At 34.4% G+C, this 26,430-nt stretch carries 26 protein-coding genes; 2 read left to right on the forward strand and 24 right to left on the reverse strand.

Annotation, left to right across the window (positions count from 1 at the left end; genetic code table 11):
* Positions 1-88: 88 nt before the first annotated feature.
* Complete coding sequence (gene trhA / locus DS830_RS03435; protein WP_118901878.1) at positions 89-754, forward strand: PAQR family membrane homeostasis protein TrhA; 666 nt, start codon at positions 89-91, stop codon at positions 752-754.
* Here trhA and DS830_RS03440 read toward each other — a convergent pair.
* From DS830_RS03440 to dnaE, 19 genes are all read right to left on the reverse strand, one after another.
* Positions 749-1,234 carry a dihydrofolate reductase gene (locus tag DS830_RS03440; protein WP_118908262.1) on the reverse strand — a complete coding sequence of 162 codons (486 nt, stop codon included), beginning with the start codon at positions 1,232-1,234 and terminating at the stop codon, positions 749-751. The genes trhA and DS830_RS03440 overlap by 6 nt on opposite strands.
* Positions 1,235-1,257: 23 nt before the next feature.
* Positions 1,258-3,144: an ABC-F family ATP-binding cassette domain-containing protein gene (locus tag DS830_RS03445; RefSeq protein ID WP_118908263.1), complete on the reverse strand. Its 1,887-nt coding sequence runs from the start codon at positions 3,142-3,144 to the stop codon at positions 1,258-1,260.
* 5 nt (positions 3,145-3,149) lie between these two features.
* A complete protein-coding gene (locus DS830_RS03450) occupies positions 3,150-4,349 on the reverse strand; it encodes a CCA tRNA nucleotidyltransferase (protein WP_118908264.1) in 1,200 nt (399 codons plus the stop codon).
* Positions 4,339-5,610: a tetratricopeptide repeat protein gene (locus tag DS830_RS03455; RefSeq protein ID WP_118908265.1), complete on the reverse strand. Its 1,272-nt coding sequence runs from the start codon at positions 5,608-5,610 to the stop codon at positions 4,339-4,341. Before DS830_RS03455 ends, DS830_RS03450 begins: the two co-directional genes overlap by 11 nt.
* A 139-nt stretch (positions 5,611-5,749) precedes the next feature.
* Complete coding sequence (locus DS830_RS03460) at positions 5,750-6,025, reverse strand: HU family DNA-binding protein (RefSeq protein WP_118901892.1); 276 nt, start codon at positions 6,023-6,025, stop codon at positions 5,750-5,752.
* Between the two features lie 162 nt (positions 6,026-6,187).
* Complete coding sequence (gene der, locus DS830_RS03465; protein WP_118908266.1) at positions 6,188-7,504, reverse strand: ribosome biogenesis GTPase Der; 1,317 nt, start codon at positions 7,502-7,504, stop codon at positions 6,188-6,190.
* A gap of 130 nt (positions 7,505-7,634) precedes the next feature.
* Positions 7,635-8,840 carry a 30S ribosomal protein S1 gene (gene rpsA / locus DS830_RS03470; RefSeq protein WP_118908267.1) on the reverse strand — a complete coding sequence of 402 codons (1,206 nt, stop codon included), beginning with the start codon at positions 8,838-8,840 and terminating at the stop codon, positions 7,635-7,637.
* 68 nt (positions 8,841-8,908) lie between these two features.
* Positions 8,909-9,577, reverse strand: coding sequence for a (d)CMP kinase (cmk, locus tag DS830_RS03475; protein WP_118908268.1), 669 nt, complete (start codon positions 9,575-9,577; stop codon positions 8,909-8,911).
* Between the two features lie 45 nt (positions 9,578-9,622).
* A complete protein-coding gene (locus DS830_RS03480) occupies positions 9,623-10,222 on the reverse strand; it encodes a LysM peptidoglycan-binding domain-containing protein (RefSeq protein ID WP_118901903.1) in 600 nt (199 codons plus the stop codon).
* A gap of 117 nt (positions 10,223-10,339) precedes the next feature.
* Complete coding sequence (locus DS830_RS03485; RefSeq protein ID WP_118901906.1) at positions 10,340-11,062, reverse strand: pseudouridine synthase; 723 nt, start codon at positions 11,060-11,062, stop codon at positions 10,340-10,342.
* A gap of 12 nt (positions 11,063-11,074) precedes the next feature.
* Positions 11,075-11,638: an SMC-Scp complex subunit ScpB gene (gene scpB, locus DS830_RS03490; RefSeq protein WP_118901909.1), complete on the reverse strand. Its 564-nt coding sequence runs from the start codon at positions 11,636-11,638 to the stop codon at positions 11,075-11,077.
* 9 nt (positions 11,639-11,647) lie between these two features.
* Complete coding sequence (locus tag DS830_RS03495) at positions 11,648-12,379, reverse strand: segregation and condensation protein A (RefSeq protein ID WP_118908269.1); 732 nt, start codon at positions 12,377-12,379, stop codon at positions 11,648-11,650.
* A 2-nt stretch (positions 12,380-12,381) separates the two neighbouring features.
* Positions 12,382-12,744, reverse strand: coding sequence for an N-acetyltransferase (locus DS830_RS03500; RefSeq protein WP_118908270.1), 363 nt, complete (start codon positions 12,742-12,744; stop codon positions 12,382-12,384).
* Positions 12,745-12,752: 8 nt separating this feature from the next.
* Positions 12,753-13,643, reverse strand: a complete 891-nt coding sequence (gene xerD, locus DS830_RS03505) for a site-specific tyrosine recombinase XerD (protein ID WP_118909095.1) — start codon at positions 13,641-13,643, stop codon at positions 12,753-12,755.
* A 1-nt stretch (position 13,644) separates the two neighbouring features.
* Positions 13,645-14,505 carry a CvfB family protein gene (locus tag DS830_RS03510; protein WP_118908271.1) on the reverse strand — a complete coding sequence of 287 codons (861 nt, stop codon included), beginning with the start codon at positions 14,503-14,505 and terminating at the stop codon, positions 13,645-13,647.
* A 12-nt stretch (positions 14,506-14,517) separates the two neighbouring features.
* Positions 14,518-14,979, reverse strand: a complete 462-nt coding sequence (locus tag DS830_RS03515) for a DUF441 domain-containing protein (RefSeq protein WP_118908272.1) — start codon at positions 14,977-14,979, stop codon at positions 14,518-14,520.
* A 114-nt stretch (positions 14,980-15,093) separates the two neighbouring features.
* Complete coding sequence (gene pyk / locus DS830_RS03520; protein WP_118901923.1) at positions 15,094-16,863, reverse strand: pyruvate kinase; 1,770 nt, start codon at positions 16,861-16,863, stop codon at positions 15,094-15,096.
* A 57-nt stretch (positions 16,864-16,920) separates the two neighbouring features.
* Positions 16,921-17,880 carry a 6-phosphofructokinase gene (pfkA, locus tag DS830_RS03525; RefSeq protein WP_118908273.1) on the reverse strand — a complete coding sequence of 320 codons (960 nt, stop codon included), beginning with the start codon at positions 17,878-17,880 and terminating at the stop codon, positions 16,921-16,923.
* A 97-nt stretch (positions 17,881-17,977) separates the two neighbouring features.
* On the reverse strand, positions 17,978-21,280 hold the full coding sequence (gene dnaE / locus DS830_RS03530) for a DNA polymerase III subunit alpha (RefSeq protein WP_118908274.1): 3,303 nt from the start codon (positions 21,278-21,280) through the stop codon (positions 17,978-17,980).
* A gap of 103 nt (positions 21,281-21,383) precedes the next feature.
* On the opposite strand from dnaE, the gene DS830_RS03535 reads away from it, so the two are divergent.
* Positions 21,384-21,563, forward strand: a complete 180-nt coding sequence (locus tag DS830_RS03535) for a YjzD family protein (protein WP_162887498.1) — start codon at positions 21,384-21,386, stop codon at positions 21,561-21,563.
* A gap of 34 nt (positions 21,564-21,597) precedes the next feature.
* On the opposite strand, the gene DS830_RS03540 is transcribed toward DS830_RS03535, so the two are convergent.
* The 5 genes from DS830_RS03540 to DS830_RS03560 form a co-directional block, all read right to left on the reverse strand.
* Positions 21,598-22,320 (reverse strand): hypothetical protein, encoded by a 723-nt coding sequence (locus tag DS830_RS03540; RefSeq protein ID WP_118908275.1) that lies wholly within the window; start codon positions 22,318-22,320, stop codon positions 21,598-21,600.
* Positions 22,321-22,399: 79 nt separating this feature from the next.
* Positions 22,400-22,585 (reverse strand): 50S ribosomal protein L32, encoded by a 186-nt coding sequence (rpmF, locus tag DS830_RS03545; RefSeq protein WP_118901937.1) that lies wholly within the window; start codon positions 22,583-22,585, stop codon positions 22,400-22,402.
* A gap of 153 nt (positions 22,586-22,738) precedes the next feature.
* Positions 22,739-23,545, reverse strand: a complete 807-nt coding sequence (locus DS830_RS03550) for an SDR family NAD(P)-dependent oxidoreductase (protein ID WP_118901940.1) — start codon at positions 23,543-23,545, stop codon at positions 22,739-22,741.
* On the reverse strand, positions 23,546-24,490 hold the full coding sequence (rnz, locus tag DS830_RS03555; protein ID WP_118908276.1) for a ribonuclease Z: 945 nt from the start codon (positions 24,488-24,490) through the stop codon (positions 23,546-23,548).
* A gap of 17 nt (positions 24,491-24,507) precedes the next feature.
* Entirely contained in the window at positions 24,508-26,418 is a 1,911-nt protein-coding gene (locus DS830_RS03560; protein WP_162887499.1) for an acyltransferase family protein, read from the reverse strand.
* Positions 26,419-26,430: the final 12 nt, after the last annotated feature.

The raw sequence follows: 26,430 nt of genomic DNA on the forward strand, positions 1-26,430 counted from the left end.
GTTTAATATATAATGCATTATAATCTTTGATAATAATAAATTCTAATCAACGATTATAATTTTAACATAATAACCAAGGAGAAATAACGTGTCAAATTTATTTACTAATCCTACTAATCGAAGTAAGTCATACCAGATTACCAATGAAATACTTAGTGCCCTTACCCATGGAATTGGATTTATCCTTTCTGCTATTGGGACGATTTTACTTTTAATTAAAGCTAACCATCAGCAGCACAACCAATTATTGGCTGTAATAGCGTACTCCATTTACGGATTTACATTGATGTTCTTATATCTTTGTTCAACATTATTTCATAGTCTTTATTTTACCAGAGCTAAACACTTTTTTCAGATTTTAGACCATAGTTCTATTTTCTTACTAATTGCGGGAACTTATACACCCTTTTGCTTGTTGGGACTTAAGCAACCACAAAGTTGGTTGTTCTTAGGATTAATCTGGTTAATTACTATCGGTGGTATTATTTATAAAATTTTTAATATTGGTCATCATCCCATTATTGATACAGCTTTATACGTAATTATGGGCTGGATGGTTGTTATTATTATGAAACCTTTACAATTAGCAATTGGCTCCCAAGGTATCATTTTACTTTTCTGGGGTGGTGTTGCTTTTACCGCAGGAGCACTACTATATTGTATGCGCGGAATTAAGTATATTCATGTAATTTGGCACATATTTGTCATGTTGGGTAGTACACTAATGTTTTTTGCGGCTTACTTTTGTCTATAGTCTTTGGTATATCATAAATTCATGTGTCCAGGCATTGTTTTCATTAACAATGCCTTTTTGTTTTTGGACTAACTTAAAATGAGTATAGTCAATTTGGGGCATGTAAACATCCCCTACAAATTGATGAGCAATTTTGGTTACATATAAGTATTCAACCTCATCTAAAAATTGTGCAAACACCTGGCTGCCACCAATAATAAACACTTGTGAATCTTGGGCAATCAACTTTAAAAGTAGTTCTTTAGAACAAACAACTTCTACATTAGGAAGTTGCAATTGGGTATTATGACTTAATACAATATTGCGACGATGAGGCAACGGTCCATGGGGGAGACTTAAAAACGTTTTATGTCCCATTATAATTGTATGATTCCAAGTAACTTTTTTAAAATACTGTAAATCATTAGGTAAATGCCAAGGCAAATGACCTGCTTGCCCAATTAAATGATTCTGATCTTCTGCCCATAAAAATGCTAACAAGGTAATCTTCCTTTCTCATCAACTCACTCTTCTTTTTCAGCTAGTTGTGTCCAACGCTCGACAGTTGTTTCAATTTGTTGTTTTAATTCATCTAACTGTTGTTGCTGTTTCAATAACTTTTGGTAATCTTGACCAATTTTTGTCATTTCTTCTTCTAAAGATTTTTTTTGCTGTTCTAATTTATCAATTTGAGGTTCCAGTTTTTCCAATTCTAATTTTTCTGAATAAGTTAATTTATCGGATGTTGTACTATGAGTACGTCGATTAGTATTGGCTTTATTGGCATTTGACTTATGTTTATTATGAGTTGTTTGTTCCTTTAAATAATTAGAATATGAACCCCAATGGCGGTCAATTTGTCCTTGGCCTTTAAAAACTAACAAATCATCTGTGATTTTATCTAAAAAATAACGGTCATGCGAAACAGCTACTACTGTGCCTTCAAATTCCATTAAATAGTCTTCTAAAATTGTCATGGTTTCAATGTCCAAGTTATTCGTTGGCTCATCTAGCAGTAAAACGTTTGGACGACGTATTAAAACTGCCAATAAATAAAGCCGTCTTTTTTCTCCACCGGATAAATCACGTATAAACGAGCCTTGTTGTTGCGGTGAAAATAAAAATCTTTCCAATAATTGAGAAGCTGATAAACGATAGCCAGAAGCATCTTCTACATTTTGGCCAATTGATTCTAAGTAAGAAATTACCCGCATATCAGAATCCATGGCCTCGACGTGTTGGGTATAATATCCAATTTTAACAGTTTGTCCAATTTCTAGCTGTCCTGCACTTAAATTCTGTCGTTGGGCTAACACATTTAAAAAAGTTGTTTTCCCAGCCCCATTAGCGCCAATAATTCCTAAATGTTCCCCTGAATTAATGCGTAAATTTAAATCCTGCACTAAGACTTGATTGCCAAATTTTAAAACTGCATCCTGTAAATTAAAGACATCCTTGCCCAAACGCTGCTGTTTAATATCGATGGTCAGCTGACTGTCATCATTGACATTTTGTCCCTTGAGTTGCTGACTTAATTGTTTAAAACGTTCAACTCGAGCATTTTGCTTGGTACCACGGGCTTGGACACCTGCGCGCATCCATTTTAGTTCATGCCGATATAAATTTCTTTGATGTTGCTGAGTGGCTGCCCAAGTTGTTTCATTTTGGGCTTTTTGTGTAACATAGTCTTCATAATTACCAGAATATTCAATAACTTGCTGTTGGCTAATTTCTAAAATCCGATTAGCTACTGAATTTAAAAAATAACGATCATGAGTGACAAAAATAACCGCTCCTTGATAGTTATTTAAAAAAGTTTCCAGCCAAGTAATGGCGTTTTCATCTAAATGATTAGTGGGCTCATCTAGAATTAATAAGTCAGCCGTAGAAACTAAAACTTGGGCTAACGCCACTCGTCTTTGCTGACCACCGGATAATTGACCTATGGTTTGATTAAATTGAGTAATTCCTAACTTAGTTAAAATGGTTTCCACGGTAGATTGAAATTCCCAGCCATCCAATCGATCCATTTCTTCTTGAGCTTGAAAAAATTTTTTAGAGATTTGTTGATTATCGGGCTGATGGGAATATTGATTGAGTACTTGCTCATAGTTACGCACAGCGACATATAAAGGCTCTTCTCCTTGCAAGATGGCCTCAATAACCGTTAAAGACTCAGCAAATTTAGGAGTTTGCCGCAAGTAACTGATTTGATAATCATGGGGATGTTCGATAATTTTTTGCTTTAACAATTGTTCATCAATTAATGAATTTAAAAGAGTGGTTTTACCCACTCCATTGAGTCCTACTAATCCCACGCGATCTGGGGTATTAATTTTAAATGAAACATTGGTATACAGAGTACGAGCTCCTACATTTTGTTCTAAATTATTAACACTTAAAGTTTTCATAATAGTCACTTAAATTCCAATTCATTAGTTTTTAAAAAATTAACAATTTCTTGATAATTATTCTGTAAATTGCCTGCGATAATAGCTTTTTGAATATACTGTAAATAATAGCCGATTTTCGGTCCGGGACTTAATTTCAGAACGGCCATTACTTGTTGTCCATTAATAGCTAATTCATGTACTGATTTTAAAGGTAAGGCAGCATAAGCGCTGAGCATTAATTGACTTAGATGGGATTGCTCGACTAAATTCAGCACTTTGGCAGCTACATTAACTGCTTTTTCTCCAGCCAAATATAAATCCCAACTATTTCTATTGACATTTAATAATAATTGGACAGCTGTCTGCGCTAATTTAATGGTACTATTAGCAATCTTCCAATGATGTAAAAATTGGTGTAGTTGCTTTTTATCAAAGCTCTCTAAATATCCGATTAAAGACCAGATAGCTGCTTCATCGTCAATTTTCCCTGTCGAATAGTCAAGTAACTGCTGAAAATCGCAATTAGCTAATCCTGGACAAAATTGATACAACTTTGTGTTAAAAAGTGTTTGTAATCCTGCTTGACGATTAATTCCTTCCATTAATTTAATGAATTCTTCTCTAATTCGTTCCACGGCGATATATTGTAGCAGCTTGGCATTAGCCTTAATGCCTAATAATGTTTGTTCTTCAATCGAAAAATCCAGTTGAGATTGAAACCGGACTGCTCTTAACATTCTTAAAGCATCTTCATGGAATCGCTCACTCGCTACTCCAACAGCTTTAATGCGCTGATGCTGTAAATCAGCCAATCCAGTAAATAAATCTATTATTTCTCCTGCTGAATTCATGGCTAAGGCATTAATCGTAAAATCTCGTCTTTGAAGATCTTCTTCTAGAGAACGAACAAATTCAACTGAATCAGGGCGCCGAAAGTCCTGATAACCTGATTCAGTTCGAAAAGTCGTAATTTCATAAGTATGATGTTGATAAATGACAGTCACTGTACCATGTTCAATACCTGTGTCTATTGTTTGCGAAAATATTTGTTTAATTTCCTGCGGATAAGCACTAGTGGCTAAATCAACATCATGCAAATGTCGTCCTAATATAGTATCACGTACACAACCACCTACGAAGTATGCTTCAAAACCGGCTTGATTGATTTGGCGCAGAACTGGCAAGGCATTAGCTAATTGGATTGGTAGTTGTTTAATTATCATCTAAATCACTCAATTCTTGCTCTAATTCATTAATTTCTTCATCGTTAGGAACTAATTGCAAATAACGTTTAGTGGCTGCTTGTAACAATTGAGGTTGCGATTTTTGCCGTAAAATATTAATTAAATCTTTTAAATAAAAGGCATTATCTTGATATTGTTGATAAACATTTAACATATCTTTTAAAGCTTGATCAAACTGTTCCAAAGCATTTTCAGAACGGGCCAAATTCCAATAAAAGCGAGGTTGGTCAGCTAGCTCTTGATGGTATTTATTTAATAAATCTAGATTAGCTTGATGATCTTCTATCTGTAAATATAGATTGCTCAAAGAGATGATAAGTTCACTATTATCTGCTACTTGTTCAATACCCTGAATTAACAAGTCTTTTGCTTGTTGAAAATTGCCAGTTTTCAAAGCTGCCTGTGAACCTAATTGATATAACTCTTGATTAAAAGGATCATACCCTAAACCAATTTGCGCTTGTTTAACTGCTAATTGATAATCTTGTTGCTGAATAGCAACTTTAACGGCCAAATTATAACCAGCTGAATAATCTGGAGTTGTTGTCAACAAATTATCGAGTATCTTTTGGGCAGTAGAAAAATTTTTTAATTCAATTGCCACTGTGGCATAATTAGCTTGATTATCCGCAGTCATAGTCTCTAAAGGTACTAGTTGGTATTCTTGAGCAGCTTGCTCATATTTCCCTTCACCTGCATATGCAGAGGCTAACCGTTGGATTAAAGAAATACCAGAGAAATTTTTTTGTCCTTGATTAATTAATTTTTCATAAAAAACTTCTGCTTGAGCAAATTTATTTTCAACAAAATATAGTTCAGCTAAAGCAAATTGGATAACTGGTTCGGTAGGAGCCAATTTCAAAGCTGTTTGTAACTTTTGTTCACTGACTTCATATAAACCAATTGTCTGATATAAATCAGCACTAACCAGTAAAGCAGACAAATAGTCTGACGATTCAGGACTTACTTGCTCTAATAAATCAGTTGCCTGATCAATTTTATTATCCGAAATTAAAATTTCTGCTAAATCAATTTTTAAAATATCTTCGTTAGGATACTTCTGCAGTAATTGCTTATAAATAGTTTTTGCTGCATCTGTAATACCAATAGCAGTTAGATTTTCTGCTAAAGAAAATAACTCATCATCATTGTCTTGTTTAAGGGCTTGGTGCACAAAATCTTGAGCCTGTAAAACATCACCACTGCTATATGCCGTTAAAGCTTTTTCAGAAAAAGACATCTTCTAAGCTCCTTTACAATTTGAATTTACCTTACCACAAATTTTTATCTTCGACACATAAATTGCTATAACTTATCCATAAAAAAATAGAAACAACGTTAACGTCGTTTCCATTCAGATAAATAAATCTTTTAAAAAATTATTTAACTGCATCCTTCAATGTTTTACCAGGTTTGAAGGCTGGTACTTTACTTGCAGGAATTGTAATTTCTGCATTAGTTTGTGGGTTACGGCCCTTACGAGCAGCACGATGACGTACTTCAAAGTTTCCAAAGCCGATTAATTGAACCTTTTCGCCCTTAACTAAGTTATCTTGAATAGTACTAAATACTGCATCAACAGCTGCTGTAGAATCCTTCTTAGTTAAACCAGTTTTTTCTGCAACACTTTGAATTAATTCTGCTTTATTTGCCAAATATTTCACCTCCGCAAAGTAACAAATCCAAATTAATTCACTACTCAATTCTTAATGACGACTACCACACCATCATCCTTTTCCAAATTATCATAACATCTGCGTCAGAGCAAGGATTATCATCATTTTTTTAAATCTTTTTGTCAATTCTTAAGAAAATCCTTACTTCCGTTTTCGAGCAATAATTTTAATTGGCGTACCAGTAAAATCAAAGGTTGTACGCAATTGATTGATGATAAATCGTTCATAAGAAAAATGAAATAAATCGGGATCATTTACAAAAACAACAAAAGTTGGAGGTGTAGTAGCTACTTGTGTTAAATAATAAAGGCGCAAACGTTTATTCTTTACAGTAGGAGCAGGTGCAATTGCTGTAGCCTTTAATAATAGTTCGTTTAATAATGACGACTGAATTCTTCGCTTTTGATTTTCATTAATTGTCATAACTAATTCGACTATTTGTTCGAGGCGCTGGTGTTTGAGTGCTGAAACAAAAATAATAGGTGCATAATTAAGATATCGAAATTCTTTACGTATATAATCGGTAAACTCTTGCATTGTTTTTTGATCTTTATGGATTACCGCATCCCATTTATTAACAGCAATAATGACACCACGTCCGGCTTCATGTGCATAACCAGCTACACGTTTATCTTGTTCACGAATACCCTGCTCACCATCTAACACCATCACTACTACATCGCTACGATCGATTGAACGCATTGCACGTAAGACTGAATATTTTTCGGTATTTTCATAAACTTTGCCACGTTTTCGAATCCCAGCAGTATCAATCATCGTAAATGATTGCCCGTCCACTTCATTAACAAAGCTGGTATCAATTGCATCGCGAGTAGTACCTTCCATTTGTGAAACGATAACGCGTTTTTCACCTAAAATCGCATTTACCAAAGATGATTTACCTACATTGGGTCGCCCGATAAAACTGAACTTAATTGAATCATCCGCCTTTTCTTCCGATTGTGCAGGTAATTTTTTGACAATTTCATCAAGCAAATCACCCATTCCTGTACCATGTACCCCGGAAACAGCAAATGGTTCACCTAAACCCAACATATAAAAATCATAGATATCTTGACGTTGGTCTAAATTATCAGCCTTATTAACTGCTAAAACTATTGGCTTATGTGATTTATATAAAATTTTAGCAACAATTTCGTCTTCTGGTGTAACACCAACACGGGCATCAACAATCATCACCACAACATCCGCTTCTTCAATAGCAATTTCAGCTTGACCAGTAATTTCTTTATTTAAAGTTTGGTCATCAAGTGTAATTCCACCGGTATCAATTATACTAAACTCTTTGCCAACCCATTCTCCATGCGCATAAATACGATCACGAGTTACTCCCGGTGTATCTTCAACAATTGAGAGTCGTTGGCTGATAATTCGATTAAAAATTGTTGATTTACCTACATTTGGTCGGCCTACTAAGGCCACAACTGGTAATACCATACTCTTCACCTTCTTTTATTAATCACAAAAAGGGACCGTGAGCAATCCATTTCACAATCCCTTAGTTTTAAATATCCAAATATTGCGTTTACAAAACAATTTTGCTATTTACTGGCACATCTATTAAAAATTATTTATTAAGTTTATTATTACCGATAATATCACCTAAAGAAAAACCTCGTTCTTCATCTGGCAACTTATAATTTGATGGTTCAGGAGAAGCAGCTTCTTTTGGCTTTTTACTTTCATGTGGATTATCTATTAAAGCCTTAATAGAAAGACCCAAGCGTCGCTTGTCTGGCTCAACATTTAATACCTTCATGTGAACTTTTTGTCCAACTTTTAAAACATCACTCGGCTTATTAACACGATCCCAAGAAATTTGTGAAACGTGTACTAAGCCTTCAACTCCAGGTAAAACTTCGACAAAAGCACCAAAATCTGTTAACCGACGAATTGTTCCATCGACTTCATCACCAACACTAATTTTTTCGGCAACAGTTTCCCAAGGTCCTGGTTGAGTTGCTTTAATTGATAATGAAATCCGACCACGATCTTTATCAACATCAAGTACCTTAACTTTAACATCTTGTCCGGGTTGTAAAACATCGCTTGGCTTATCAATATGTTGATAGGAGATTTGAGAAATATGCACTAAGCCATCAACACCACCTAAATCAATAAATGCACCAAAATTAGTTAAACGCGACACTTTAGCTTCTAGTACATCACCAGGCAAAATCTTGGCAAATACTTCAGATTGTTTAGCTGCTTTTTGTTCAGCATCGATTTCTTTATGAGACAAAACTAGTCTATTCTTAGCACGATTAACTTCAATCACTTTTAAAGTCAATTCTTTACCAACGTAAGGATTTAAATCACGAACAAAATGATCAGAAATCATTGACGCTGGAATAAATCCCCGTAAACCACTAATGTCAACCAATAAGCCGCTTTTGACAGTTCCAGTAACTTTACCAGTAACTGTTTCATCATTATCTTTTATGGCAGCCATTTTTTCATAGGCTTTTTTATTTTCAATCCGGCGCTTAGATAAAATAAAGCTTCCGTCTTCTTTGTCACTGGCAGATGGCCGTACAACCAATAATTCTAATTTATCTCCAACGTGTGCTAAATCATGAATATCAGCTTTACGATCAGCAGTTAATTCTTTGAGTGGTACTACCCCTTCAACTCCGGAATTATCAATTCCTACAACTAATTGACCATCATCGATTGACAAAACCTCTGCTTCGACAATATCACCTATTTGTACTTGATTAAAGCTATCCAAAGCCTGCTCCATCGGATTTGTGCTGCTATGCTCTTCAGCCATTTTAACATCCTCCTCAACATCATTCGAAATCTATCTTAATTGAAAAACATAATAATTACCAGAGGTAATCACTGATTATTTGTTTTATTATGAATGATTTTTAATATTTCTTCAACCACTTGGTTAATTTCTAACTTTGTAGTATCAACTTCTATCGCATCTGACGCCTTTTTTAAGGGTGAAATTTGTCGGTGAGAATCTTTATAATCTCGTGCGGCAATTTCATCTTCAATAGTCGACAATGGTGTCTCAATTCCCCGAGTCTTATTTTCTAAATAACGTCGGTGAGCTCGTTCCTGCACACTAGCGACTAAAAAAATCTTCACTTGCGCATCAGGTAAAACTGTGGTTCCAATATCACGACCATCCATAACTACGTCGTTTTCTTGAGCAATTTGGCGCTGTTGCTGAACTAATAAATCTCGAACTGATGCTAATGCTGCTACTTGTGAAACATTCTTGCTTATTTGTGGTTGTCGAATGTCCTCACTAATATCATGGCCAGCTACTAAGACATGTTGTTTGTCAGATTCAACACGAAACGAAATAGGAAATTGTTTAATTAATTTTGCAATGCCATCAGCATCACTATAATCAATTTTATTTTGGCGAGCCAACCAAGTTGCAGCACGATACATTGCTCCAGTGTCAGTATAAACATAGTTTAACTTAGCGGCAATAATCTTAGCAATTGTACTTTTTCCCGCCGAAGCGGGACCATCAATTGCAATCTGCATTCATATTCACTCCTAAATAAATACATAATAAATCCATTTTGGATTTTATTTTACTCGCAATTGCATTCCTGGACGTAAAACTGTACCACTAGAAATACCATTTAATTGATATAATTGCGCAGTCGTTAATCCATGATTTAATGCAATTCGATAGGCATTATCACGTGCTTGCACTACATAATATTGACCAGCATCTTGTTGATTTTGACTAGCAGCAGCTGGCTGTTGTTGCTGCTGATTATTTTGTTCAGATACTTGGCTTTGTTGTTGTTGAGCCTGTGCTTGATTTTCATCAGGTTTAGTCACTTGATTAGCTTCTGCTGGCTTTTTTTGTTCATCTAGCTTGGAAACAACTTTTTTAGCTTTTTGTTTTTTTGCTTTAGGCTTAGAAGCCTTTTTAGTCTTAGAGCTGACGGCAACTTGATTTACACTATCAATAGATGATTTATCATGATTAGCCGAAAATTTTTGACCAATAATAGGCAAAAACATCACTACTAGCAAAATAATAAATAAACTCCAAACCAACAATTTATTACTATGTTGACTCTTTTTTTGTCGAACACGTGATAGTTGCTCTTCTTTTTCAGCATCGGAATCCTCACCAAAAGTTGATTCCCAAAGTTTAGGATCCTTGTCACTCATAATACTCACCCCTATTGTCTAACTCTAGTTTACCAGTTTTTAGACAAAAATTCTTTAAGATTTACTAAAAATATATAATTTAAGTTAGCTGGATGGGCTAATTTTAACTTGCCTTACTTATAATTTTTTTAAGGCCTTAATTTCTTCATGTTTCAAAAATCGCCAATCTCCGGCTGTTAACCCTTGCAATGTTAAAAAACCAATTTGCTCACGCTTTAATTTTAGAACTTGAGAACCAATCTGCTTAAACATTTGCTTAACTTGATGATTCATTCCTTCGTGGATTGTTAATCTAACAATTGATGTTTTTTTGCGCTGATCAACTGAAATTAATTCAGCCTTGGCAGCTGCAGTTTTTCTTCCATTAACAATCACACCATGACGTAACTTTTCTAAATCATGGGACTGAATAATCCCAGCTACTTTAGCTACATAAATTTTATCTATCTTATTGCGTGGATGAAGCAAATGATTAGTTAACTCCCCATCATTGGTCATTAGTAAAAGACCTGAAGTGTCATAATCTAGACGACCTACAGGATAAATTCGCGCATCAATTATTTCTGTAAAATAATCTGTGACCACTTTACGGTTTTTTTCATCATTAACTGAACTAATAACACCCCGTGGCTTATAAAACAAAATATAAATTTTAGGATCTTTTTCTATTGGGACTCCATCTACTTCAACGCGATCATGCTTAGTAAATTTAGAGCCTAGTTCACGGACAATTTGACCATTAACCCGCACACGACCTGAAGTAATTAAATCTTCTGCTTTTCGTCTTGAAGTTACTCCAGCGTTAGCAATGATTTTTTGTAATCTTTGTTCTGTTTCCATCAATATTCCTTTCTAATTTTCAGAAAATAAATCAAGATTAACCGGTTGTTCTTGAATTCTATTTTCAAATTCTTGCAAATCAGGTAAATCAGCTAAAGAACGAAGGCCAAAATAATCCAGAAATTCTTCCGTAGTAGCGTACATGATAGGACGTCCGGGTGCTTCTTTGCGACCTTTAGTTTTAATCATTTGTCTTGCTTGCAAAGTTTGAATTGTTCCACTACTATTTTTAACTCCGCGAATAGTGTCAATCTCAATTCTTGTTATTGGCTGACGATAAGCTACAATGGCTAATACTTCTAAAGCGGCTTGGCTTAAATTAGTTGCCTGCTCATTTTTTAAAAATTTAATCACTAAAGATTGATATTGGGGTTTCGTTAATAACTTATAATACTTACCGTATTGTTGAATGCTTAAAGCAGCTGTATTATCATTGGCTAATTGCTGTTGTAATTGTTCCAGATGTTGCCGAATAGCCGCGCTATCAGTTTGAAGAACTTCTGTTAAAGAAGCCAAATCGACTCCTTGCTCACCAGCTGTATATAAGATAGCTATAATTTCTTGATCTAATTGCATAATTAATTTTTACCTCAATGTAACTATAATATCTGCTTGGTAGTTTAATTGTTGTACGTTAATTGACTGCTCTTTAATTAATTCTAGCAGTGCAATAAACTTTGTTACCACTTCTTCAATTGTTGAGCTCTGATGTAATAGTTCACTAAAAGTAGCCTTGGTACATTCTTGCAGTTGGTCTATAATATCGGTTTGTGCTTGGGCAATAGAAATTTGTTCTTCTTCTACTGTCGCGGATTTTTCTAAATGTGTATATGCTCTTTGCAATAAGTCAGCCATCGTGACAGCCAAATCATTAGTTGTTTTCACTCCCGGTTTCAGAGGAATGCCAGAAAGATTGGGTAAAGTTGAAAGTGATTTAGCATGGAGCATTTGTCGATGATTTTCCAAGGTTTTAAACGTTTGTGAAATACTTTTAAAAGTTTGATAAGTTAATAACTGTGCCACTAAATCGCTACGTGGATCATCTGGTGGTTCTTCTACGGAATTTTCTGCTTCTAATAATGGCGATTTTGGTAAAAGCATTTGACTTTTAATACGCATCAAAGTCGATGCCATTACTAAATAATCACCTGCAATATCTAACTGTAAAAAATTCATTTGATGTAAATATTTAATATATTGCTGAGTTATATCAGCAATCGGAATATCATAAATATCAATTTTAGCTTGTTTAATTAAATGCAAAAGTAAATCTAAGGGTCCTTGAAAATCCGACAATATTAATTGCAGTTTTTCCATTATTAATTTGCTCGCTTTGATTGTTTCCAGGCTAAAATTAAAGGTGTTATTTCAATTGAACCCATAATTGTGGCTTGCTGATAATACTTTTGCACTTCATCCAATACCTGAAAAATATTATTAGTTGATCTTTCGGACGGACTCAAGGATATATAACGAACCATTACAATTTGTTGTTGAATTTCTAGTGCAATAATTCCACTAAAATTGCCACTTTCATTTTTGTAAAGTAATAACTGATGCTTATCATCAGTGGTATACAGTCTCAGTTCCATTTTTAAATGGTCTAAATCTTTTAGCTCTGGGATATAAGACATAAAACCCATTACTATTTTTTGATAATTATCACTATATTTGACTAACATTTTTACTCCTATGCTCGCGGATGTGTTTGGTGATAGACTTCTAACATCCGTTTTTGAGACAAATGTGTATAAATTTGAGTTGTTGAAATATCACTATGACCTAACAATTCTTGAACTACTCGTAAATCGGCACCATGCTCTAGTAAATGGGTGGCAAAGGTATGCCGCAAAGTATGCGGGGTGACGTTTTTTTGGATGTCAGCTTGTTGAACATACTTTTTGATAAGGTCCCAAATTGCTTGCCGAGTAATAGGATTGCCATGAAAATTAACAAATACTATATTGTGTACATGATGATATTTGTTCACTAAATTTATTCTAGTGGTTTGAAGATACTGTTCTAACCATTGCTGTGCAATATCTCCAATAGGAATTAGACGTTCTTTATTGCCTTTACCTATCACTCTAATTAATCCTAAATCTAAATGCAAACTATTTAATTTCAAATTAGCTAATTCACTAACCCGTACACCCGTAGCATACATCGTTTCTAAAATAGCACGATCACGCACTCCCAAAGGTGTTTTGATATTTGGTTGTTTTAAAAGCTGTACAACTTCAGTCTCCGACAGAGTTGTTGGTAAATGAGCTCCCATTTTAGGCGAGTCAATTTCCAACATTGGATCTTGGTCAATTTGTTTGGTTTTTAACAGCCAACGATAAAATTGACGTAAAGCGGAAGTCATCCTAGCCAAAGAGTTTTGCGCTTTTTGTGCTTGTAATTGCGAAGCTAAAAAATTAATAATTGTAAAATAGCTTTCTGGAAAATTAGTGATTTTTTGTTTTTGCAAGTATTCAGTAAATTCTAATAAATCTTGTGTATAGGCCGTTACTGTGTTAGCAGCCAATCCCCGTTCCAGACGTAAATAACGTGCAAAATCTTGCACTGTATCGGTCATTTTAATCATTTTTAACGAGATGAAGTCCCTCTTCATCTTGAGTAATTAAACGTTTTTTTAATAAGTGTCCTACGGCACGTTTAAAGTTGCCTTTGCTGATACCAAAATATTGCTTAATATCTTCCGGTGAACTCTTATCGTTAAAACCAATAGTTCCTTGTGGTTGATGTTGTAAAACTGCCAAAAGCATTTCAGCATCCGGAGTAATCTCTTCATATGAACGTGGTTTTAAAGAAAGGTTGAGATGATCAAAACTCATCCCAATTACACGTCCTTGTACCACTTCACCTAAACGTGGTTCTCGATCACGTTCACTAGGATGAATAAATCCCAAGTAATAATCTGACGTGATGACAAAAGTTCCGCTAAGTTTTAAGCGATAAACTGTTGCTGTCACATTCGTATTTTTTAAACTTGCTTGTGGACGTCGGCTAATTTGTTGAAAAACGCCGCCTTCAGCTAATTGGCCCCACATTCGATTCTTGTGATCAACTTTTATGGCAATAAACAAACGATCACCTTTTTTGGGCCAGAGAGATTTCATTTCTGGTAAATCATCTAAAGATACTACAATATCTTTATCCTTTAAGCCAATATCTACAAATACACCCAAATCAGTTCGTACTTCAACTACATTGCCAAAACCATATCGATGTTTACCAATTTGCGGAATGTTGGTAGTTATAGTCAAGTGATGTGATTGATTTTCATATAAAAATCCTTGTACTTGCTGAACTGGTTGTTCTAGTTCAGTTTTATCCAGTTGAAAAGTTAGACCATTTATTGAAACAAAATAAAATTGATCATTTTGGTCAATAATTTTTCCTGTTTGAATGGTACCTAACAATTGTTGTAGTTCCAAATTTTCACCTCATTATTTAATTCCAAAATTAGCTAATAACGTTATTATACAATAGGTCATGCCGGAAGCAATTACTGGCCCAGCAGCAATTCCTTTAAATAACACCACTCCCAATATTGTGCCAAAAACTAACGCTACGGTCATTTCTGGACTTGCTGATAGTAATCCTACTCCCTTAGCTGATAAAACTGCAACTAAAATACCGCATAATACCGCAATATAACCGGCTGGACTTTTAAAAGCATTGAACAAATCTTTAAAACCAATTTGTCCAAGCGCAATAGGCATTAAAATTGCAACAGAAATTACTGTTACTCCCCAGTTAATACCTTTATTTTGAATAATTTGCATTAAATTTTTAGTATGGGGAATTAATTTCATAATAATGACAACTACTGAAGCAATTTGTAAGGATTGATTTTTACTTAAAATCGCAATAACAAAAATGATTAATAAAAACAGCCAGCTTTCCATAACTTCACCTCATTAACTAAAGACTATCTTATCATATAAGTAAAAATAGAACCCCCAAAAAAGGAATTTATCCAAACTTTGGGGGTTACCATTTAATATTATTAAAATTGAATTTTAAAGTGAGTTAGAAGCGCCACGATAAACATTACCACGACGTGAATCAACAGTAATAACTTCGTTGTCTTTAATCACTTTAGTAGCATCTTGTGCTCCAACAATAACAGGAATACCCATTGCAATACCAACTACAGCAGCATGGGATGTTAAACCGCCATTTTCAACAACTAAAGCACTAGCTTTTTCAATAGCTGGCAAATAATCTTTATCAGTATTTTCAACTATCAAAATATCTTGATCACTGATTTTACTATGAGCTTCTTCAGCACTATGAGCAACTACAGCTTTACCAACGATTGTTTCGTCACCAACACCTTGGCCTTTAACTAACTTAGAACCAATTAATTGAACTTTCATCAAATTAGTTGTGCCACTTTCGCCTACTGGAACACCAGCAACAATTAAAATCAAGTCGCCTTCTTTTGCAAAGCCTAATTCTTGAGCCTTTTGAGTAGCTAAATCAAACATTGCATCAGTGTTAGTTGGTCGTTGAGATACAATTGGAACAACTCCCCAGTTAACAGTTAAGCCACGTTGAGTCCGTTCATCAAAGGTAATCGCTAAAATGTCAGCACTTGGACGATATTTAGAAATCATCCGTGCTGTATAACCTGAATTTGTAGCTGTGACAATTGTATGAATACCTAATTCTTGTGCAGTTCTAACAACAGATTCACCAATTGATTCTGTCGCATTAGCACCCTTATATTCTTCAAAACGTTGTAATGCTAAAGTATTAGAACTATCTAATTGTGCTTGAGTCTTTAAATTGATTTTATTCATAGCAGCAACAGACTCTACTGGATAATCACCATTAGCACTTTCACCAGAAAGCATTGTTGCATCAGTACCATCTAAAACAGCATTAGCAACATCAGTAACTTCAGCTCTGGTTGGGCGAGGATTTTCTTGCATTGAATCTAACATTTGAGTAGCCGTAATAACAGGTTTTCCTAAAGCATTGCATTTTTTGATTAAAGATTTTTGTACAAATGGAACATTTTCAAAAGGAATTTCAACACCCATGTCACCACGAGCAACCATCAAACCATCAGAAACTTTTAAGATATCGTCAATGTTGTCAATACCTTCTTGAGATTCAATCTTAGGAAAGATTTGTACATGATCCATGTGCTTAGCTTCCAAAAGTTCACGAATATCTAAAACATCTTGAGCCTTACGCACAAAACTAGCAGAAATATAGTTGATTTCATGATCTAAACCAAAGTTAATATCATCAGTATCCTTTTCAGTAATACCTGGTAAGCGAATTTCAACTCCAGGTGCATTAACTCCCTTTTTAGAACCAATCATTCCTTCATTTTGAACAACTGTAACTAATTCTTTGTTTGCTTCATCTTTTTCGGTTATTTTTAAATCAACTAACCCATCATCAATCAAGACATGTCCACCAACATGAGTGTCATCATATAATCCGGGATAAGTAACCGCAATTTTTTGTGGATTACCTTTCAAATTGCCGTCCATAGAAATACGAATAACATCACCAATTTTAGCTTCGAACTTGCCGCCTTCTTGCTCGGTTGTCCGAATTTCAGCACCTTTGGTGTCTAACATAATACCAACAGTCTTGCCGGTAATCTTTTCAGCCTCATGAACCATATTCATCCGTGATAGATGTTCTTCATGATCCCCATGAGAGAAGTTAAAACGAAAGACATTAGCACCTGCTTCTATCAATTTGACAATTGTATCAACACTATTACTAGCTGGTCCTAAAGTACTAACAATTTTGGTTCTTTTCATCAATGTCTCTCCTTCAAAAAATTGATTAAATATACACAAACAGTATACCAGAAATTACTATTTAGCTAAAGTTTTGTTTATATCATATAAACTTAAATCAGCCTTATGCTTGCTGCTAAATAAATCAGTCATATTATGGTAAGTCAGCTCATTGTCTTCCATACCAATAGCTATGCCGCCTTTACCTTCATTTAGTAAGTCAACCGCATAAGCACCCATTTTGCTAGCTAAAACTCGATCACGCGCTGATGGTGAGCCACCTCTTTGAACGTGACCTAAAACTGTGCTGCGGGCATCAAAGTCGCCATATTGCTTCAACTGATTCATAAATTCATCAGCATGCATCACACCTTCAGCCAAAACAACAATAGTATGTTTTTTGCCACGAGCACGTAAATTTTGAATATTTTTGGCTACTTGTTCAACATTAAATTCACGTTCTGGAACAATAATTTCGTCAGCACCACCGGCAACACCAGCCCATAAAGCAATATCTCCAGCACCACGGCCCATAACCTCAACAACAAAAGTACGTTCGTGACTAGCAGCTGTATCCCGAATTTTATCAATTGACTCCACAACTGTATTTACGGCTGTGTCAAAACCAATTGTAAAATCAGTATACGGAATATCATTATCAATTGTTCCCGGTAAGCCAACTGCATTATAACCATGCTCAGTTAACCGCAAAGCTCCATGATAAGAACCATCTCCACCAATAACAACTAGAGCATCAATACCAAACTTCTTTAGTTGTTCAATTCCTTTTAACTGGCCTTCTTCTTGAGCAAACTCAGGATAGCGGGCTGAATAAAGAATAGTTCCGCCACGATTAATGATATCCCCAACAGTCGAACGTTCCATCTTGAAAATATCACCAGCAACTAAACCAGCATAGCCATAATTGATACCATAAACTTCAATCCCAAAGGACATGGCCCGCCGAGCAACGGCCCGAATTGCAGCATTCATACCCGGTGCATCCCCGCCACTCGTCATAATACCGATTTTTTTCATCTTTACACCTCAACCAATTTAATTTCTACATAAAACTACACTACAAAATATAACATTAATTTAAAAAAATTACAGTCCTATTTTCATAAAAACGCCATCATTGATAAATAAAATTATGCAAACCTACTAAATCTGTCAATTTTTTTTGTACAACCTTGTTATTAGCAATTTTATTTTGTTTTTTTAGTAAATATTTTTCATCACTATCAGCAAAATATACAACTACAGGAATATTTCCCGGAAATTGCTGTATCAGTTGTAATAATTGTTGCAAATTGTGATTGCTTTTATTCTGAAAACGAACATATAAATGTTGTGCTTTAGGTTTTTTTAGTGCAGTTTCAGCTAGTTCAATATTTTGAGCAATATATTCTTTATCTTGTTTTTGACCATTAGTTACTTTCAACTTAATCAAATAAACTTGATTAGCTTCTATCTCCACATTTTGATAAAGCCGCGGAAAAACCGTGACCGAATAATCAAAAATATCATCTCCACCAGTTAAAAAAGCCATATTAGAGCCCTTTTTAGTTCGAATAACTTTAATATTTTGTACATAATAAAGCACATTTGCAGTTACTCCAATATTCAAATCGACTATTGTTTGAATATTGTGGGCAACCAGCGCTTTTTTATAGCGATCAATTGGATGACCCGAGACATAAGTTCCTAAATATTGCTTTTCTTGAATTAGTTTTTCACTAGTACTGAAATCTTTGACATGATGTTGTTTGGGTTTAACAATATCAAATAAAGAAACACTGCCCGCAGCCAATTTAATGCTTTCCACCAAATCACCAACATTTTGAACGAGCTGCCGCCGATTGGTCGAAAATTCATCCAAAGCTCCGCTATACACTAGTGGTAAAATATTGTCTGCTTTCAAAAATCTGACATCTAATCTACGCAAAAAATCAACTAAGTTAAGATATTTGTTATCCTGACGCTTAACTAAAATATCATTGATCACATCACGCCGCATTTTCTTGATGAATAGTAGGCCAAAACGCAAGTGCTGATTTTCTATTGAAAAATAACTTTGACTAAGATTAATACTAGGGGGTAAAACTTGAATTTTGCGTAGTTTAAGCGCACGTAAATAAATAGTTATTTTGGTATCGTTATTGATATTAGAATTCAATAGTGATACAAAAAAGGCTTGCGGATAATGCACTTTGATATAAGCTAGGTCATAAGCCAGCTTGCTGTATGCAACCGCATGTGATTTATTAAAACCGTAATTAGCAAATCGTTCAATATACTCATAAACTTTTATTGCATTTTGCTGTTGATGTCCCCGTTTGACTGATTGCGAAACAAATTCATCACGTTTTTGGGCAATAAGAGTCTCGTTTTTTTTGGCCATTGCTCGACGCAGTAAATCCGCTTCTGCTAAAGTAAACCCAGCCATTTGGGATACTACTTGCATTACTTGTTCTTGATAAACCAATATTCCATAAGTTGACTTTAAGACTGGCTCTAAGGAATCATCTGGGTAACTAATAGGTTCTTGATGATGCTTACGAGCAATAAAATGAGCAATATTTTTCATAGGACCTGGCCGATATAATGCATTAGTGGCAACAATATCTTGAAAACTGGTTGGTTGTAATTGTCGTAAGACTGCTTTAATTCCCGCTGATTCAAATTGGAAAATACCGTCAGTGTCCCCTGCTTGAAATAATTTTAGAGTTGCTTCATCTTCTAAGGGAATTTGTGTTAATTGAAAATCGGCAGCAAAATCCTGCTTAATTAGTGTAACTGCAGAATTTAAAATCGTTAAATTATGGAGACCTAAAAAATCAATTTTTAATAAACCTAAGGCTTCAACGTTGCCCTTGGTTTGTTGAGTTAATAAGGCACCATCACTCCCACCTTGTTGTAAAGCAACTGTTTCATCAAGGTTATGAGCACTTAAGACAATACCAGCTGCATGTGTTGAATAATGTCGTGGCAGATTTTCAATTTTTAAAGCTGTTTTGAACATTAACTGATTACGCGTTGATTGCTGATACAAATTTTTTAAAGCTGGTGATTGTTGATAGGCAGTTTTTAAATCAATGCCAAGAGTTTTAGGAATGGCTTTAGACCAACGACTTAAATCCGTCTGACTAAGTCCAAAAACTCTGCCGACATCACGTAAGGCTTGTTTAGCAGCAAAAGTCCCAAAAGTTATAATTTGGGCCATATGATCATCGCCATATTTATGCTGCATATATTGTACTAATTCATCACGCCGATTATCCGGAATATCTAAATCAATATCTGGCATATCTACCCGTTCCGGATTTAAAAAGCGTTCAAATAATAAGCCATATTGAATAGGATCCACTTGCGTGATTCCTAAAGCGTAACTGACTAATGAGCCCGCAGCAGAACCACGACCTGGACCAGTCATAATGTTCATTTTATGAGCCTGATTAATGGCATCCCATACTATCAAAAAATAATCAGCATAACCCATTTTTTCAATAACATTTAATTCATGCTGAGCACGTTTTTGATAAGTTGCGGAAATAGATGGTCCTAAAATATTGTGCAAACCAGCTTGGACCAAGTTGCGCAAATATGCAATTGATGACACTTTTTTAGGGGTGGAAAATTGAGGTAATAAAGTTCTTTGAAATGGTATTTGTACTTGACATTGTTGAGCAATGATTTGAGTATTGTCCAGTGCGGTTTGCAAATTTTTACTTTGAAAATCAGCAACAAAATCATTTTTAGAACGTAAATAATTATCGCCCTGTCGAATAAATTGAGTAATTTTTTCACCACTTGCAATATGATGCAAGACTTCATTACTAAAGGCGTCTTCCGGTTGCAAATACTGAACATCATCCAAAGCTACACAGGGTATCTGATGTAATTTGGCTAATCGATTAATTAATTGGGCCTGATCTTGCAAATTATTTCTCAAACTAATTCCTAAATATAAATCTTGCTGCATTATTTGCTTTAAAGCTGCAAGATACTCAGTTACTTGTTGTGAATTATTTGCCAACAAAGCGCTTAGTTCACTCTTATTTGCAGGTACAATCATAATTAAATCATTTAATAATTCAGACTTTGTTGTAATTAACAGTGGATCTTCTTGAGTCATAATCCAAGTTGATAATTTTAATAAGTTGTGATATCCATGATTGTTTTTTGCCAAAACAATTAGTGGATATTTTTCATTTGTGTCTATGAGGCCATTAACTTGAATAGTTATGCCTAAAATAGGATGTATTTGGTATTTTTGAGCTAGCTTATAGAATTCAACCAGACCATAAGTTACATTGATATCGGTTAATGCCAAGTGTTTATATCCTAAATGCTTGGCCTGTTTCATCAGGTTGTTTAAACTAATAGTACTTTGCAATAAAGTATAACTACTCAAAACTTGGAGTTGAGCGACCATGACAACCTCCCTTTAGGGCTATTTTACAACATTTTTTTCGAAAATTTATAGAAAGGCTTTAATTTATGTGTTAAAATTCAGCTATGAAAGTGAGATGGACAATGTGAAATATCTCGTAGTTATTTTTTGGACAATCATTTACGGACAAGTTATTGGTTTTATTGGTTCTTCACTTATCAGTGCTTCATATAGTCCAATTAATGCTTTAATTGTATCAACAATCTTTGGTATTATTCTCTGTGTTCTACCAAGTATTCTCAAACCAAATACTAAAAAAGGATAGCTGTCAAAGCTATCCTTTTTTGTATCAAGTTTATTTATTCTGTGATGTATAAGTAAAACTTATCACTAGAAACTCCTAATTTGAATTGTTTACCATGAGAAGTAATTGTCTTTAAAGCTGTTTGGTTCTTTTTAGCATCGCGCATTTGCTTAGCTAATTGTTTTAAGACATCGCGCCCATCGGCGCCGATTAATTGGCTAACTGTTGCAATAGATTTACTAGTGCTTTGCACCCCTGCTTTAGTCTTCATTGCTTTCAGCGGATAAATCAGTGTGACTGCCATTAACTTTTGTTGTTGTACATTAATTCGAACCGTTTGGTCTGGTGTATTAACAATATTGGTAATAGTATTGTTCAGTTCGGAATTTAAAACTGGTTTTTGTTGTTGAGCTAACAATAAATAATTATATTTTTGGGCAAATTCAGGATAGTCCATAATAGGTTTGGCAGCCGCTATTTGAACAGTCTTATATAGTTGCTTTTGTTGATAGTCACTTTTAATTTTAATATTTTGTTTTTGTGGCGAGCGAGCCACATTAATTGCAAAGGAACCATCGTTATTAGTAACTTTTTTGGTTTGTGCTTGCTTATTCATCTGATAGCTTAACTTTGCTTTAGGATTAGTTTTACCCTTGACAACTGCTACCATCCCATCAGCATGATAGGTCGTTTGTGATGTTGATAAAGTATTTTTAGAACAAGCAGTCATTAAAAATATTATTGGTACAATAAATATCCATTTTAAATTATTTTTCATTTTTTCACCCAAGTAATGTTAAATTTAGATAAAGAAAAGACAGACTAAAATATCGGTTTTAATCTGCCTTTATAGTTAACTAATTGTTGCTTTGATCAGCATTGACAACTTGACGACCTTTGTAATATCCCTTTGGTGAAACATGATGATTCATGCGATATTCACCAGTTGTGACATCAAATTGAATATTCGGTTGACTTAATTTAATATGTCCCCGACGTTGACGCTTTTTTTGCTTGGATGTTTTTCTTGCTGGAACAGCCATATTTAATTATCTCCTTTTTTAAATTGCCTTTACTGGCTCACAGAATACCAATATTTGTCAGTACCGTACCTATGATATGTTACTATCAAATATTGTTTAGAGCAAGGATTTTTTAAAATTCTATATAATCTTATTACAAATAACTATTAAAGTCTACTTTTTATTACCAATTTTTTGAGTGATAAAATCTCCCAAAGAAGGCATAAATTCATAAAATACATGCCCCAGTTCCATTATATGTGGCAAGTTAATTTCTCTCACTGGAGAGCCAATAGCTTGAATTATTTTTTGTGAAAGCTTTTCTGGATCTAACATTAAAGCACCAACAGATTTTACATAATTACCAGTATGATCAGCAATCTTAAAAAAATCAGTCTTAACTGGTCCCGGATTAACGGTAGTCACTTGGACATTAAAGGGCCGTAATTCCAAACGCAAACTATTAGAAAATGCAATTACTGCAGCTTTTGTAGCTGAATAAACGGCAGATTTAGGAGTAGCGATTTTCCCCCCCATTGAACCAATATTAATAATTTGTCCTAGGTGTTGCTCAATCATATTAGCTGCAATGTAACGTGTCATTAACATTGTGCCTAATACATTAACCTTGAACATTTTGTTCCATAAAGAATAATCGGTCTCTACAAAAGTTGTAAAATCACCAAAACCAGCAGCATTAATTAGAATATCTATATGTTGATATTCTTTAATCAACTTTGCTGTAGTATCTTGAACGTGTTTGGCAATACTAACATCTAACACTTCAATTGCAACACTACCAGATGTCAAAGCTTGGCATTTTCGTTGCAATTGTTCCAAAAGATCTTGACGACGAGCAATAAGAATCAAATTGGCATTTTTATAGGCTAACTGCAAAGCCAACTGCTGCCCAATGCCGGAAGAAGCTCCAGTAATAATAATGTTTTTACTAGCCAAGTTGCGTAATGCCGTAAGATTCATTTATGATGTCAACTCCTGTCGTTTAAATTTTATTTCAAAAGTATCAAAATCTTTCACTACATAACTTTTGGGAAAAATCTTTCGTGCATCATTTAATAACTCGTAAAATTTATTGCCAACGTAACGTGCAGAAATATGGGTTAACAACAACTGTTGTACATGCGCTTTTTTAGCTATTAAAGCTGCTTGACGACTGGTTGAATGAAAATGTTGACGCGCCATTTTTTCTTCTGCACCGGCTAAAGTGCTTTCGTGGACTAATACATCAGCATCAGCAGCCAGATTTATACTTTCTGGCGTATACCGCGTATCACCTAAAATAGTTACAATTCGTCCAGGCTGGCTCGGTCCTAAAAAATCATGCCCGTCTAATTGAGTCCCATCAGCTAAAGTCACTAATTCACCATTTTTTAATTGACCCCAAATTGGTCCATTTGGTATATGGTACTGCTGCAACTTTTGAACTAATAGTTCACCTGCATGCGGCTTTTCTTCTATACGATAACCATAAGAAGCAATTCTATGATCTAGCTTACCACAAACCACTTTAAACATTGAATCTTCAAAAATTGTGCCTACATTTTGAATTTCATGATAATTAATTGGATAACCTAAATGACTATCGGATAAATATAACGAAGTCTGAATAAACTTTTTAATGCCCACAGGACCATAAATATCCAAAGGATCTTGTCCGCCTTGAAAAGAGCGAGAAGATAATAATCCTGGCAAACCAAAAATATGATCACCATGTAAGTGAGTAATAAAAATTTTATTAATTTTTCGAGGCTTAATCGTTGTGGACAAAATTTGTTGCTGTGTGGCTTCACCCGCATCAAATAACCAAATTTCATTTCGCTCGTTTAAAAGTTTTAATGCAACGCTTGAAACATTTCTCCCCCGTGAGGGCGCCCCCGCTCCTGTACCCAAAAATTCTAACTCCATGTTTTAACTTCCATATCTTAGTATTTAACTTTTTTTAAAATTTGTTTAGCAATAAAATAACTATAATATTTTGAACCCTTATCATTTGTATGAACTTGGTCATCAAAAAACCAGTCAGAATGATTTTTAGCATAAGTATACCAGTCTATTTCCTGCAAATTTTTATAGTGGTGCGCTTGTTGGGCAATCACACTATTGACAGGTTTTTCCCATGAACGTGTTGGAACATGAACATTTATCCAAAAAACTTGTCTCTTGGGCCCTGCGATCTGCATAATTTCATGGACTTGCTGTTCATTAACCATGCCATTGGTTCCCATTCCAATAATGACAACTTGAGGTAAAACATTTTGCGCTTTATAATTTTTTAATAAGTCAATTGCAACATCAATACCACGACTCACATCAGCATTAATTAACATATTAGGAAATATTTGCCTTAAACCATCCGAACCATCTACCATGACAGAATCACCAATTGCTAAAGCTGATAAATCTTGAGCTCTTTGTAAATCAAATTGCGATAAACCCATTTTTTGATAATCTAAATTGACCGGATGTTCTTTAGCTGCTTGTTGCCATTTCTTGATTTGTAAGCGCTGTGCTTTAGTGGTTTTATGAGATTCTCCGTGCATTTTTTGAAGAATACGTTGATTGTTTTTTTTGTTTTTAAGATGGTTATTTTTTATTTTAATAGCTAATTGACTATGATTAACATCCTTAGCAGTTACATTTTGGGATTGAACTAAGCCATATGAACCAGCCAAAACAATAAAAGAAAAACTTAAAAGCTCCAATTTAGCGACAATGCGTTGCGACTGGAATAATTTTTTGAACCAACTCCACCAATTATATTGTGCCAAAGGTTGTTCGAAAAAATGATAAGATAACCAACTAATTGCAATAATCAAACAAATCTCTAATATAGGATATAAAAAGCGGTGATCCGCAATGTTCATAACCTTTGCTTCAAAAAATATCATCACTGGAAATTGATATAAATAAATCCCATAGCTTAATTTACCAATTTCTTTAAACAGCTTATTTGTCAGCAGTCGATTCCAAATAGACGCTGGATGCGCAACTACTGCCACTAATATAGTTGTAAAAATAGAAAAAATTAACATTCCGCCACGATACATAAATGGTTGGGTTGCTTTCATTGTAAAGATAAAAATTAGCATCACTAACAAGCTAATTGCACCCAATAAATCTAATAATATTTTATCTTTTTTCAAAATATTTTTGCGTAGATGATTGGTTGGCCAAATAAAAGCTAAAAGACAACCCAAAAATATTGAAAATATTCTTGTATCAGTTCCATAATAAACTCGACTGGGATCAACCTTAGGATTATATAATAAGGCCATGAGCACCGCTGATATTACAGTCGCTATAAAAGTTAAGGCAACTACTCTTTTTTCTGAAATCAACCGCAATAAGAACACTAAAATTAAAGGCCAAATAAAATAAAACTGTCCTTGAATCGAAAGAGTCCACATATGTGTGAAAGGAGATTGATTACCTGCAAATCGTTCAAAATAAGATTGTCCATGTGCTATTTGCCAAAAATTAAAAACATTTAAAACATTAGTAATGAAAATCGAACGTAAATTAGCTAATAAATTTTTTTGAAAAAATGCCATATAAGCACTGGAACTAAAGAGCATCAGCAATAAACCAGGATACAGGCGCTTAAATCTTTTTGAATAATAACTTTGAAAATCAAACGTTCTTCTTTTTTGCAGGGAACGTAAAATTTGATCAGTAATTAAATAACCTGACAAAACCAGAAATATAGGTACTCCTAGATATCCACCTAAAAAAACATCAGGATTTAAGTGATATAAAATAACGCCTAAAACCCCAATTGTTCTTAATCCATCAAAACCAGTAATATAGCGACGCGGTTTACCTGTATTAATCAATTTAATTACTCC

This window comes from Bombilactobacillus bombi, assembly GCF_003522965.1.
Lineage (GTDB): Bacteria > Bacillota > Bacilli > Lactobacillales > Lactobacillaceae > Bombilactobacillus > Bombilactobacillus bombi.